This window comes from Rhizobium sp. R693 (genome assembly GCF_002211315.1).
Classification (GTDB): Bacteria; Pseudomonadota; Alphaproteobacteria; order Rhizobiales; family Rhizobiaceae; genus Rhizobium.
Window position 1 is genome coordinate 59,561 of record NZ_LOKY01000006.1, and the last position, 13,786, is coordinate 73,346.

10 protein-coding genes are annotated in these 13,786 nt (G+C 60.0%); 1 reads left to right on the top strand and 9 read right to left on the bottom strand.

What is annotated here, in order from left to right:
- Positions 1-21 precede the first annotated feature (21 nt).
- From ligA to aqpZ, 9 genes are all read right to left on the bottom strand, one after another.
- The gene (gene ligA / locus ATY79_RS07715) at positions 22-2,187 is read right to left on the bottom strand and encodes an NAD-dependent DNA ligase LigA (protein ID WP_088691967.1); all 2,166 of its coding nucleotides are present in this window, start codon (positions 2,185-2,187) and stop codon (positions 22-24) included.
- A 108-nt stretch (positions 2,188-2,295) separates the two neighbouring features.
- On the bottom strand, positions 2,296-3,969 hold the full coding sequence (recN, locus tag ATY79_RS07720; RefSeq protein ID WP_088703407.1) for a DNA repair protein RecN: 1,674 nt from the start codon (positions 3,967-3,969) through the stop codon (positions 2,296-2,298).
- A gap of 5 nt (positions 3,970-3,974) precedes the next feature.
- On the bottom strand, positions 3,975-4,844 hold the full coding sequence (locus ATY79_RS07725; protein ID WP_189637107.1) for an outer membrane protein assembly factor BamD: 870 nt from the start codon (positions 4,842-4,844) through the stop codon (positions 3,975-3,977).
- A gap of 275 nt (positions 4,845-5,119) precedes the next feature.
- Positions 5,120-6,076: a UDP-3-O-acyl-N-acetylglucosamine deacetylase gene (gene lpxC, locus ATY79_RS07730; protein ID WP_088691964.1), complete on the bottom strand. Its 957-nt coding sequence runs from the start codon at positions 6,074-6,076 to the stop codon at positions 5,120-5,122.
- 288 nt (positions 6,077-6,364) lie between these two features.
- The gene (gene ftsZ / locus ATY79_RS07735; RefSeq protein WP_088691963.1) at positions 6,365-8,089 is read right to left on the bottom strand and encodes a cell division protein FtsZ; all 1,725 of its coding nucleotides are present in this window, start codon (positions 8,087-8,089) and stop codon (positions 6,365-6,367) included.
- Positions 8,090-8,145: 56 nt separating this feature from the next.
- Complete coding sequence (ftsA, locus tag ATY79_RS07740; protein ID WP_018858330.1) at positions 8,146-9,477, bottom strand: cell division protein FtsA; 1,332 nt, start codon at positions 9,475-9,477, stop codon at positions 8,146-8,148.
- Positions 9,474-10,406 carry a cell division protein FtsQ/DivIB gene (locus ATY79_RS07745; protein ID WP_088691962.1) on the bottom strand — a complete coding sequence of 311 codons (933 nt, stop codon included), beginning with the start codon at positions 10,404-10,406 and terminating at the stop codon, positions 9,474-9,476. The genes ftsA and ATY79_RS07745 overlap by 4 nt, the downstream gene beginning before the upstream one ends.
- Positions 10,394-11,320 (bottom strand): D-alanine--D-alanine ligase, encoded by a 927-nt coding sequence (locus ATY79_RS07750; protein ID WP_088703408.1) that lies wholly within the window; start codon positions 11,318-11,320, stop codon positions 10,394-10,396. Before ATY79_RS07750 ends, ATY79_RS07745 begins: the two co-directional genes overlap by 13 nt.
- Positions 11,321-11,548: 228 nt before the next feature.
- Positions 11,549-12,241: an aquaporin Z gene (aqpZ, locus tag ATY79_RS07755; RefSeq protein ID WP_088691960.1), complete on the bottom strand. Its 693-nt coding sequence runs from the start codon at positions 12,239-12,241 to the stop codon at positions 11,549-11,551.
- Positions 12,242-12,456: 215 nt separating this feature from the next.
- On the opposite strand from aqpZ, the gene ATY79_RS07760 reads away from it, so the two are divergent.
- Complete coding sequence (locus ATY79_RS07760; RefSeq protein ID WP_088691959.1) at positions 12,457-13,761, top strand: MFS transporter; 1,305 nt, start codon at positions 12,457-12,459, stop codon at positions 13,759-13,761.
- The last annotated feature ends 25 nt before the right edge of the window (positions 13,762-13,786 follow it).

The following is a 13,786-nucleotide window of genomic DNA, read 5'->3' on the forward strand; positions in this document are numbered from 1 at the left end:
AGGTCGACGAAAACCGATTTCTCACCGGCTGATCAGCGCCAGCCACTCGTCCTCGTCCATCGTCTGGACGCCAAGCTCGCGCGCCTTGTCGAGCTTGGAGCCCGCTCCCGGCCCCGCAACGACGATATCGGTCTTCTTTGACACCGATCCCGCGACCTTGGCGCCAAGGCTTTCAGCCCGCGCCTTGGCCTCGTCGCGCGTGAACTTCCCTAACGAACCGGTGAAGACGACAGTCTTGCCGGCGATAGGGCTGTCTGAAGCTGAGATTTTCTCTGCCGGCAGGGGCGTCCCGTCGTTTAACTCAGCAAGCAGGCGCGAGATTACCTCGACATTGCGAGGTTCCTTGTAGAATTCGACGATCGCGCGCGCGACGATCTCACCGATGCCTTCAATAGCGTTGAGGTCGTTCCAGGCATCGCCGGAAAGCGACGAGGCGGCTTTCATCGCTGCCTCGAAATCGGTGTAGGTGCCGTAGGAGCGCGCCAAAAGCTTGGCCGTCGTCTCGCCGACGTGGCGGATGCCGAGCGCATAGATGAACCGGTGCAGCGCAATGTTCCGCCGCTCATTGATCGCCGTATAAAGCTTGCCGACGCTGACCTTGCCGAAGCCTTCAATGTTTTCGAGCTTGGTGAGCGAGCCAGCCTGCCGCTTCTCCAGCGTGAAAATATCTGGTGCTGTTCGGATCTGCAGTGACGGATCCTCGCTCTCGAAGAAGAAATCGACCTGCTTCGACCCCAGACCCTCGATATCGAAGGCATTGCGCGAGACGAAGTGCTTCAGATGCTCGGTCGCCTGCGCACGGCAGATGAAACCACCGGTGCAGCGCGTGACTGAATCGAGCTTGCCGGTCTTCTCGTTCTTCTCCCGCACAGCATGGCTGCCGCAGACCGGGCATTTTTGCGGGAAAGGGTATCGGACCGCCTCGGCGGGCCGCCTCTCCATCACGACGTCAAGCACCTGCGGGATAACGTCTCCCGCTCGCTGCACGATGACCGTATCACCGATCCGGATGTCGTGCCCAACTTCGCGAATACGTTCGCCCGAATTGCCGATGCCTTCGATGTAATCGGCGTTGTGCAATGTTGCATTGGTCACGACGACGCCGCCGACCGTAATTGGCGTTAGCCGTGCAACCGGAGTGAGTGCACCGGTGCGGCCTACCTGGATATCGATGTTCTCGACAGTCGTGAAAGCTTGCTCTGCCGGGAACTTATGCGCCGTGGCCCAGCGCGGGCTGCGGGAACGAAATCCGAGCCTCTGCTGCAGTTCCAGGCTATCGACCTTGTAGACGACACCGTCGATATCATAGTCGAGGTCAGGTCGCTTCAGGCCGATCTCATCGTAATGGGCCAAAATATCGGCGACGGAATTCAACCGCTTCATCAGCGGATTGACGGGAAAACCCCAGCTCTTGAACACCTCAACCATGCCGAACTGCGTCTCGGCAGGCATGTCCGACATCTCCCCCCAGGCATAGGCGAAGAATTTGAGCTTGCGGCTTGCCGTCACCTTGGCATCAAGTTGCCGCAGCGATCCGGCAGCGGTATTACGGGGATTGACGTAGGTCTGCTTGCCCTCGGCTTCCATCTGCTTGTTGAGTGCCAGGAAGTCGCTCTTGGCCATGTAGACCTCGCCGCGCACCTCGACGATGGCGGGCGCCCCCGCAGGCAGTGTCTGGGGAATCTCCTTGATCGTGCGGATGTTGGCCGTGACGTTCTCGCCTGTTGTGCCGTCGCCGCGCGTTGCCGCGCTCACCATCCTGCCGTTCTCATAGCGGATCGACATGGAAAGACCGTCGATCTTCGGCTCCGCAGTAAAGGCAATCGACTGGTCCGGCAGCCGGCCGAGGAAGCGATAGACACTCGCGACAAAATCCTGCACGTCCTCCTGCGAGAACGTGTTGTCGAGCGACAGCATCGGCCGCGCATGGACAACTGGCGCGAAGGTTACCGAAGGGGCGACACCGACGCGCCGCGACGGACTGTCCTCGCGAACGAGTTCCGGAAAGCGCGCCTCGATCGCGTCGTTGCGCCGTTTCAGCGCATCATACTCGGCATCGGAAATCGCCGGGCGATCCTCGCCGTGATAAAGCTCGTCGTTGCGGGCGATCTCCTTGGCAAGCCGCTCAAGCTCGGCGGCGGCATCTTCGATCGTCAGGGCATCAACGGCTATGGCTTCGGTCGACATACGGCTCTCGCTCCACGGAATCTGGAGTCGGTTTTAGAGCAAAATGAGTGGATTGAAAGAGAGCGAGAGGTCCTCGTTCGCCCTCTCCCCAATTCGGCGATTAAGAATTCAACCGTTCCCGGCCAGCAGCCGGGCAGCCGCTGCCCTCGCCTCTTCCGTTACCGAGGCGCCCGCAAGCATGCGTGCGATTTCCTCGGTACGGTCGCCGGGCGCCATCGTCGCGACGCGGGTCGCGATCTTCTCGGAGCCTTCGGCAGCCGGGCCTTTCGAAATCAGCAGATGCGTTGCCGCCCGCGCGGCGACCTGCGGCGCATGCGTGACCGAAAGCACCTGTACACGGTCGGAAAGCCGCTTAAGCCGCTGACCGATCGCATCGGCAACCGCCCCGCCGACCCCGGTATCGATTTCGTCGAAAACGAGCGTCGGTGCGGAACCGCGATCGGCAAGCGCCACCTTCAGCGCCAGCAGGAAGCGCGAAAGCTCACCGCCTGACGCCACCTTCATGATCGAACCAGGACGCGTGCCCGGATTGGTCTGAACGTGGAATTCCACCACGTCGATACCTTCAGAGGTCGCGTCCTCCGGATTGGTGGTGATCTCCACCATGAAGCGCGCACGTTCCAGCTTTAGTGCCGGCAGCTCCGCCATGACGGCAGCAGCCAGGGCGTCGCCGGCATGATGACGCCTGTCGGAAAGCGTCCGCGCCGCCGCGTCATAGTTCGCCCTGGCGACACCGACCTCGGCTTCGAGCTTGGCCAGCTTTTCCTCGCCGGCGTCGACATCGGCAAGATCGCTGATCATGCGGACCGCCAGCGCCGGCAGTTCGGTTACCGGAACGGAATATTTGCGGGAGGCGGCGCGCAAGGCAAACAAGCGCTCTTCGACGCGCTCGAGCTCCTTCGGATCGTATTCCGTCTTCCTCAGCGCAGCCTCGACTTCCATCTGGGCATTGGAGAGCTGGTCAAGAGCGGCGTCCAGAAGCGCCACGGTATCTTCCAGCAGGCCCGGGGCCTCGTGGCTCTTGCGCTCCAGCCTGCGCATCAGCGAGGCGATGTGCGGCACAGGAGAAGCATTGCCGTTGAGGAATTCCGAGGCCTCGGCAATATCGCCGGCGATTCGTTCGGCCTTCATCATTTTTTGGCGACGGTCGGCGAGTTCGTCCTCCTCGCCATCCAGCGGCGAAAGCTTTTCCAGCTCCTCGACGGATGACCGCAGATAGTCCGCCTCGCGGGCGGCATTCTCCACCTTCTCACGCTGCTTCTTCAGCGTCCGTTCGGTATCGCGCCAAATCCGGTAGAGGTTGGAAACGGCCGCAGCGTCTTCGTTCGCGCCGGCGAAGGCGTCGAGCAGGATACGATGGGCGTGGGTGTCGACGAGCGCACGATCATCATGCTGACCGTGAATCTCGACGAGCATCTGTCCGGCCTGGCGCATCAGTTGAACGCTGAGCGGCTGGTCGTTGACATAGGCCTTGGTGCGGCCGTCGGAGTTTTGGACACGGCGGAAAATAAGATCGCCATCGTCATCGATGCCGTTTTCGCGCAGCAGCTTGCGGGCGCCGTGATCCGGGCCGACGTCGAAGACAGCCGTTACCTGCCCTTTGTCCTCGCCATGGCGAACAAGACCACCGTCTCCGCGCCCGCCAAGGGCGAGCGAAAGGCTATCAAGCAGGATGGATTTGCCAGCGCCGGTCTCCCCGGTCAGCACCGAGAGGCCGGTCTCAAAGGCGAGATCCAGCCGCTCGATCAGGACGATATCGCGGATCGAAAGCTGGATCAGCATTGGCCTCAGGTACCGAGCAGGAGTTTCTTGCCTGCGGCAGCAATCCACGAACCTGGGTTTTCACGCGGCTCGGTGCCACCATTCTTCAGGAGCTTGAAGGAATCCGCGTACCACTGACTGTCAGGATAGTTGTGGCCGAGAACCGCAGCTGCCGTTTGCGCCTCTTCGACAATGCCCATTGCGTAATAAGCTTCGACAAGACGCGCGAGCGCTTCTTCGATCTGGTTGGTATTCGGATACTTCTCGACGACCGTGCGGAAACGCGAGATCGCCGCGAGATATTCCTTGCGTTCCATGTAGTAGCGGCCGACCTGCATTTCCTTGCCGGCCAGCTGGTCACGCGCGAAGCGGATTTTCGCCTGCGCGTCATCGACGTATTCGGAATCCGGATAGTTGTCGATAACCGCCTGCATGGCCTCAACAGTCTTCGCAGCCGCGCGCTGATCCTGAGTGACATCCACGATCTGCTTCGAGTAAGTCAGACCGATCAGATACTGTACATAGGGAGCATCCTTCGACTTCGGATACTGCGCCATATAGCGGTTACCGGAGGCAAGAGCGTCGTCCAGACGGCCCTGACGGTATTTCACGAAGGTGCTCATCACGAGCGCCTTGCGTGCCCATTCCGAGAACGGGTTCTCGCGGTCGATCGCGTCGAACTTGCGCGCGGCTTCGGCCATATTGCCGGCCTTCATGTTGGCGAGGCCCTGCGTGTAGAGAACATCCGGCGGATCGCTCTCGACGCCGAGCTTGGTAATATCGATATCGGGGTCCGACTGGCATCCGGAAATTAAGGCACCTGCGCTCAGCACCAAGAGCGATGCGAACAAAGCGCGCGCTGTCTTCATCATACTTTCAGACCCTGCATAACCCATCGGAACAATCCCAACGCCGCCATCCCTCAACGGCAGCCACGCCTTGCTGGCGTTTCTAGCCACAAATGTGGAGCCAGAGCAACGCAATGATGACGCATTAACGCATTTTTGTGGCGATGCAGGCGATAAACACCGGTTTTACACTGCGAAAGCTGCGCCTGTTGCCGCTAAACATCTGCGGCAACACATGTATCGGGGAATCACCGTGAGTCTGTTCCCCATAAAGAAACCGCCTCCCGAAGGAGGCGGCCCTGGCCTAGTAAATGCGATGGAGGTCATGCCGACCAGGGAGCAAATTCCGGTGCGTTGACCCGGATGAAGTCCCGGGCAGCAACGCGCTGACGCGGCGCAGACGTCTCGACCACTTCGTAGGCGGTCGGATCGCTGAGCAACGCCTTGAGAGCATTGGCATTCATCTTGTGGCCGCCGCGATAGGAGCGATAGCAACCGATGAAAGGAACACCGGCTAGCGCGAGGTCACCAACGGCATCGAGTGCTTTGTGGCGCACGAACTCGTCCTTGGCGTAGCGCAGGCCTTCAACATTGATAACCGTATTATCGTCCGAGATGACGACGGAATTCTCAAGCGACGAACCAAGCGCGTGGCCGGAGGCCCAAAGACGCTCGACATCCCGCATGAAGCCGAAGGTACGAGCGCGCGACAGTTCGGACTTGAACGTCGCAGCCGTCATGTCGCCTTCCCACTTCTGCCGACCGATCAGCGGGCAGTCGAAATCGATCTCGACTTCGAAGCGCATGCCGTCATGAGGGCGGAACTCGCTCCACGAACCGCCATGCTCGATGCGAACCGGCTTGGTGACGCGGATGTAGCGGCGCTTCACGCCGAGCGATACCAGGCCAACCTGTTCGATCGCTTCGATAAAGGGCATCGAGCTGCCGTCCATGATCGGCATTTCCGCGCCATCAACCTCGATCACGACGTTGTCGAGACCAAGCGCGTAGACTGCAGCCATGACATGTTCGATCGTCGCGACCGAGCGCGCCGGCGAGAAACCAAGAACGGTGCAGAGATCTGTATTGCCGACCTGCGAGGACACGGCACGATATTCGGAAACCTCGCCATTCTCATGCATGCGATTGAAGACGACGCCAGTGTCAGCTTCTGCCGGGTTGAAGGTAATCGAAACGTCAGCACCGGAATGGACTCCGATGCCCGAAAGCGCGATCGGGCGCGATACTGTCGTTTGAAAACCCAACATGCCAATAACCATAAATTTTTGCCTTTATTATCCCTGGTGATCCGCTGCGGCTAACATGCCGAACCATCTGCCAGGGTTCATTTCACTCCGTCAAAGCCTCGCCATAAAGCGCAAGAGGACGGTTTCTTGAGCACATACATACGTGCGCCGGGGTTCCAATCCAAATCACTGTTTCTTTCGCATTGTTACGAAAGCATGTCTTTGAAATAACAAGGCAATTAGCTCCGGATTCAAGGTGCTGAAACGGCAATGCCCGGGAGCGTACTCCCGGGCATCCTTGTGGCGATTCTATCCGTTGCCTCAGTTCGACTGGCGGCGCAGGAATGCAGGAATTTCAAGCTGATCGTCTTCCTGCATCATGCGAGCCTGTGGAACGGTACGGCCCTGATCGTCGAGATTTCCGCGACGTGGTGCGTAGAGGCTTGCTTCCGGAGAAAGCGGCCGGCGCTGCTGCGACGCGGCTGCCGGAGCGGACGTCATTTCCGGAGCAACTTCCTCTTCGCGACGACCAAGCGAGTTGGTGATCCGCTTCAGGAGACCCATCGGACCACGCTCCTCGTGAGCGTGAGACGGAGCGGCCGGCTGCGAGCGATGGTCAATCTCTGCCTGCACGACCGGCGGGAAATCCTCCACCTTCGGCATACGGACGGCCTGCTGGGCGGCCGCCGGCTGCTGCATGACCGGCGCGGGTTGGCTGATAATCGGCTGCTGAACAGGCTGGCTCATGACTGGTGCATGAACCGGGGCCTGCTGAACCGGAGCCGGGCGAATGATTGGAGCGGCCTCCGGCGCAGCAAAGATCTTGCTCTGCGGACGGAAGGTCTCTTGCATCGCCGGCTGCTGAACGGGAGCTGCTGCCCGTGGGGCGTGGATCTCAAGCTCGCGCTCCATTTCGACCTCGGCCGCGCGGATTGCCTGCGCAACTGGGTCGACGGGCTTCGGGGCCTGCTGCATGACAGGTGCAGGCTGAACTGCGGCCGGCGCCGGAGCAACGGCCGCGGAAGGACGGATAACCGGCTTTGCGACTGGCTGGAACGTCTTGCCAGCAGCTTCGTTGATCGCGCGATCGATGCCGGTTGCAACAACCGACACGCGGATGATGCCTTCGAGCGATTCGTCAAAGGTCGCGCCGAGGATGATGTTGGCATCCGGATCGACTTCTTCGCGGATGCGGGTCGCAGCCTCATCGACTTCGAAGAGGGTCAGGTCACGACCGCCGGTGATCGAGATCAGCAGGCCCTGTGCACCCTTCATCGAGGTTTCGTCGAGCAGCGGGTTGGCGATTGCAGCTTCGGCAGCCTGCATCGCGCGGCCCTGGCCGGATGCTTCGCCGGTACCCATCATCGCACGGCCCATTTCGCGCATGACAGATCGGACGTCGGCGAAGTCGAGGTTGATGAGACCTTCCTTCACCATCAGATCGGTGATGCAGGCAACGCCGGAGTAGAGAACCTGGTCTGCCATCGCGAATGCATCGGCAAAGGTGGTCTTGTCGTTGGCGATGCGGAAAAGGTTCTGGTTCGGAATGACAATCAGGGTGTCGACAGACTTCTGCAGTTCCTGGATACCCTGCTCGGCAAGCCGCATGCGGCGGCCGCCTTCGAAGTGGAACGGCTTGGTAACGACGCCAACCGTCAGGATGCCCTTGTTACGGGCTGCCTGCGCAACGACCGGAGCAGCGCCCGTGCCTGTGCCGCCGCCCATGCCGGCGGTGACGAAGCACATGTGCGTTCCGTTCAGGTGATCGACGATCTCGTCGATGCACTCTTCAGCAGCTGCGCGGCCGACTTCCGGCTGCGAACCAGCACCGAGACCTTCGGTGACGTTGGCGCCGAGCTGGATAATGCGCTCCGCCTTGGTCATCGTCAGCGCCTGGGCGTCCGTGTTGGCAACGACAAAGTCGACGCCCTGGAGGCCAGCGGAGATCATGTTGTTGACAGCGTTGCCACCGCCACCGCCAACACCGAACACGGTGATACGCGGCTTAAGCTCAGTGATATCCGGCTTTTGCAGCTTGATAGTCATGTTACCGTTCCTTCTCTTTATGGCCGCATCGCCACGCCGGCCAATTCACGCAATTATCAGAAGCTTTCTTTCAACCACTGCCCCATGCGGGCAAAGCGGCTGGTATTTCCCCCAAGCGACATGAGCAGACCGCTCTGTGACGCATGTGTTTCCTGGTCCGCGACCTGCGGATAGATCATCAGACCGACGGCGGTCGAAAAGGCAGGGCCCTTCGCTGCAGTCGGCAGGCCCGAGACGCCCATCGGACGACCGATTCTGACGTTGCGGGCAAGAATGCGGCGCGCAACTTCGGCAAGGCCGGTGAGCTGGCTCGCACCACCCGTCAGCACGACACGCTTGCCGACGATCGGGCTGAAGCCCGAGCGCTGGATGCGGTCGCGGATCAATTCCATTGTTTCCTCGATACGGGCGCTGACGATGCGCGATACCAAAGCGCGCGGCACCTGCGTCGGCAGGTCGCGTTCGTCTTCGCCAATCGGCGGGATCGAAATCAATTCGCGCTCGTCCGAGGAATTCGGCATGGCGGACGCATGAACGACCTTCAGGCGTTCGGCATCTTCGATACGGGTCGAAAGACCGCGGGCCAAATCAGTGGTGACGTGATGGCCTCCGAGGCTGACGGCATCGGTGTGCACCAACTTGCCTTCCGCGAAGACGGAAATCGTCGTCGTGCCACCGCCCATGTCGATCGCAGCACAGCCAAGCTCGACTTCGTCGTCGACGAGAGCAGCCAGGCCGGAAGCGTAAGGCGTCGCAACGATTCCCTCAACCGAGAGATGCGCGCGATTGACGCTGAGCTCGAGGTTCTTCAGCGCAGTGCGCTCGGCGGTGACGACGTGCATGTCGACGCCGAGAACGTCACCATACATCGACAGCGGATCGCGAATACCGCGCTCGCCGTCGAGCGAGAAGCCGGTCGCCAGCGAATGCAGCACGGCACGATCCTGTCGCAGCGACTGCTGACAGGCAGCCGACAGAACCTTCTTGAGGTCGTTCAGTTCGACTTCCTGGCCGCCAAGATCGATGGTTGCGGTGTAGATATCGCTCGTCAAGCGACCCGCAGTAACGTTGACGATCAGGCTTTCGACGGTCAGGCCGGCCATGCGCTCGGCGGCGTCAACGGCAAGACGAATCACGCTTTCCAGCGCATCGAGGTCGGAAATCGCACCGGTCTTGATACCGCGAGAGCGCTGGTGGCCGATCCCGATGATTTCAATGTTGTGCGTGCGGCCGGGCAGCACCTGGCTTTCCTCGCGGGGGGTCAGGCGGCCGATCATGCAGACGACCTTCGTCGAGCCGATGTCCAGCACCGAAACGACATGGGACCGCTTCGACGAAAGCGGCTTCAGGCGCGGCAATCCGAAATGGGACGAACCGAACAAGCTCATATATTTTGCCCCGCCTTCTTCAAATCCTTGGTCCGCTGATCAAGCACAAGCTGCCGGCGCGCCATCGCTTCCGGCGTCAACTGAATTGCCGTGCGGTCGGTGAGCCTGAGATCAACCGCAGCGATATCGCGCTCCAGAAGGTCCTGCTCCTTCATGAACTTCGACAGCCGCGCCAACGCCAGATCGACATCGTCTTCCGGCAGCTTGACCGCAATGCCGTTGTCCATATGCAGATCCCAGCGACGACCCGAAACCCAGACGTAGGCCTTCACCCGCGCCTTGATCTCCGGCCAGTTTGCGAACTCGGCTTCGAGCGAGGTTGCAGCAACCTCAGCACCGCGACCGACCACCAGGGGCAACTGCGAAAACTTATTGTCGCGCAGCGGAGCGATGACCGAACCACCCTTCTCCACGAGAGAAAGCTCCTGGCCATGCTGCCAGATGGCGTAGGCCTGGCGCTCCTTGAGCTTCACCTCGATCGTCTTCGGATAGATCTTGCGAACCTCGACGTTCTCGACCCAGGGCAGCTTGGCAATCTTCTGGCGCGCTGCATCGACGTCGAGCGCCACGAGCGAGGTTGTACCGTCCAGCCCCAACAACTGCAGAATCTCAATTTCAGAGGTCTCGGAATTACCGGACACTTTCACGTCATCGATCGCAAAGCCGGCAGCGGTCGTCGTCGCCTGTGCAACGGCCTCGGTGTGACCACCGAGCGACATGCCGTAAAGACCGGTTGCTGCCAAGAAAGCCAAGGCGGAGACCGTCCCGACATGGGCCGGAATGTGGATGCGGCCACTTCCGAGACTGACAAGAAAGCGAACGACGCGCCGCAACGGGCGCGGCAGAATCAGCCGACCATCACCCTCGGGATACGAAGGCGCCACCTGATGACTCGGGCGCCCTATTCTTTTAACCGTCACCGAGAACAAGAAGCGTCCTCCACCATCCAACGGAGAAATTCCCCAAACGAGTAGCCGGCATGAGCGGCCATTTCGGGCACCAGGGAGGTTGGCGTCATGCCCGGCTGAGTGTTGATTTCCAGCCAGATGATTTCGCCATCTTCGGAGAAGCGATCGTCATAACGAAAGTCGGAGCGACTGACGCCACGGCAACCAATTGCTTGATGCGCCCTTAACGCCAATGATTGTATTTTTTGGTAAATATTCGGTGAAATTTCCGCCGGAATGACGTGTTTCGATCCACCCGCGACGTACTTGGCATCGTAGTCGTAGAAGCCATGCCCCATCGGCACGACCTCGGTCACGCCGAGCACCTGACCCCCCATAACGCCGCAAGTCAGCTCTCGACCGTAGATGTAGCGCTCGACAAGAACCTGTTCGCCGTAGCGCCATTCCGGGGAGCTGATGATCTGCGGAGGATGGGATTGATCCTCCTGAACGATTACCACACCGAAGCTGGAGCCTTCTCGCACGGGCTTCACAACATAGGGCGGCTTCATCGGATGCTCTGCCGGAAAGGCGAAGCGATTGATCACCTCGGACTGAGCAACAGGTATGCCGGCAGCGGCAGCAACCCCCTTGGCCTTCTCCTTGTCCATGGCAAGCGCCGACGCCAACACGCCGGAATGGGTATAAGGAATCTCAAGATATTCGAGAACGCCCTGGATCGTGCCGTCCTCGCCGTAGGGGCCATGCAGCGCATTGAAAACGACATCAGGTCGCAATGCAGCAAGCTTCGCTGACACGTCGCGATCGACGTCCATCCGCGTCACCTGGAAGCCCTCAGCCTCAAGAGCATCCGCGCACGCCGTCCCGGAAGAAAGGCTTACCGGCCTCTCCGAAGAAAATCCACCCATCAGGACAGCGACATGCTTACGACTCATCAACACCCCCAAAAATAACCTGCACACTGAGTTCCGACGCTTGCACCAAGCTTGTTTCTCGTCCGAATCTCGTTCGGTGATGCAGGTGTATTAGAGCCCGATTATGGTTAATGAAGTGTTTACTTTCGTTAATTTTTGCCGCGGAAGGCCGCCCGGGCATGGCCGCGCAAGATGCAAGACCCCGCGGCAACGGCGCGTGCCGTGCGGGGTTTCCACAAGGAAGTCGCATCAGTTCGGGGCTTTCTCGCCCGTTAACTTCCAAACAAGACCACCCAGAACACCGCCCACAAGCGGCGCGACCCAGAACAGCCAAAGCTGCCGCAAGGCCCAGCCGCCGACGAACAACGCCTGCCCTGTCGAGCGTGCAGGATTGACCGACGTCTTGGTGACCGGAATCGAAATCAGGTGAATCAATGTCAGTGCAAGACCGATGGCGATTGGCGCGAAACCTGCCGGCACCTTGGTGCTCGTCGAGCCTAAAATGATGAAGACGAAGAACGACGTCAGGACGATTTCGATCACCAGTGCAGAAGAAAGTGAATAGCCGCCCGGCGAATGCTCGCCATAACCATTCGCCGCAAAATCCCCGAGCTCGAAACCGGCCTTGCCGCTGGCGACGGCATAGAGCACACCCGCGGCAACGATCGCGCCAATAACCTGCACCACAATATAGGGAATTACGCGACCCGCCGGGAACTTGCCGGCCACGGCAAGACCAACGGAAACTGCCGGGTTGAAATGCCCACCGGAAATGCCGCCGACGGCAAAAGCCATTGTCAGGACCGTGAACCCAAAGGCAAATGCAACACCTACAAAGGCAATTCCAAGCTCGGGAAATGCTGCGGCGAGCACGGCACTGCCGCATCCACCAAACACGAGCCAGAACGTTCCAAGAAATTCTGCAATAAGACTTTTCTGCATCCCTCCCTCCCGCGCTCAACCAGAGCGTTCATGAGGAATCTGCTTCATATTGTTTCTGGTCAAGTGACTATGCGCGGCGTCGATGAGCGGAAAAAATGCAAAGCCTACTAATCTTTTATTCGTTTATTGCCCTGCGGGCATTTGCGCCGAATTAAAATTGCGTTAAGAGCCGCCTGCCTTTCACAGGCATTTCTATGATCCCAATTGGAATGAAAATGTCAGACGCGATATCCAGAGTATCGCCGACTCCCGCTTCATCGAACAGTGCGCAAGTCAACTCGCCGGCGCGCGTTCTGATCGCAAGCCTCGTCGGCACCACGATCGAATTCTTCGATTTCTACGTATATGCAACTGCTGCCGTGCTGGTCTTCCCGACGCTGTTCTTCCCGAACAGCGACCCGACGACCGCACTGCTTGCGTCCTTTGCGACCTTCTCGATCGCCTTCTTCGCCCGTCCGCTCGGCGCCGTGGTCTTCGGCCATTTCGGCGACAGGATCGGCCGCAAGACGACGCTCGTCGCCGCCCTGCTCACCATGGGCATTTCGACGGTTGTGATCGGCCTTCTGCCCTCCTACGAGTCGATCGGCGTCATCGCGCCGCTGCTGCTCGCACTTTGCCGCTTCGGCCAGGGCTTCGGCCTCGGCGGCGAATGGGGCGGCGCAGTGCTGCTCGCCACAGAAAATGCGCCAGAAGGCAAGCGCAGCTGGTACGGCATGTTCCCGCAGCTCGGCGCGCCGGTCGGCCTGTTCCTGTCTTCGGGTATCTTCTGGCTGCTGCTGCAGGTCATGTCTCAGGATGCGCTTCTCAGCTGGGGCTGGCGCGTTCCCTTCATCTCGTCCATCCTGCTGATCGTCATCGGTCTCTGGGTCCGCCTCTCGATCACCGAGACGCCGGCTTTCCAGAAGGCGATCGACAAGCAGGAGCGTGTAGCCGTCCCGGTTGCCGTGCTCTTCCGCAAGCACAAGCGCAGCCTGTTCCTCGGCACCTTCGTGGCGCTGGCAACCTTCGTACTGTTCTACATCGGCTCGGCTTACCTACTGTCCTACAACGTCAAGGTCCTGAAGATCCCGTTCCTCGACGCGCTTGAGATTCAGATCGTCGGTTCTGTCGCCTTCGGTATCTTTATCCCGATCGTCGGCAAGCTTGCGGAGCGCTTCGGCCGCCGCGAGGTCCTGATCATCACCACCGTGCTGATCGGTATCTTCTCGTTCTTCCTGCCCGGGCTGATGACCGGCGGCGAAGGCAGCATCGTGGTCTTCGCGATCGTTGCGATGGCGCTGATGGGCATGACCTACGGCCTAATCGGCACGGCTCTTGCCGCGCCCTTCCCGACTGCCGTCCGCTACACTGGCTCGTCGATCACCTTCAACCTTGCCGGCATTTTCGGCGCTTCGCTGGCGCCCTACATCGCCACCTGGCTGCAGGCAAACTACGGCATGCAGTATGTCGGCTACTATCTCGGTCTCTCTGCTGTCATCACTCTGATCTGTATCCTGGCATCGGGCCGTGACGAGGTCTGAAATTAACCTGCATTGATAACGAAAG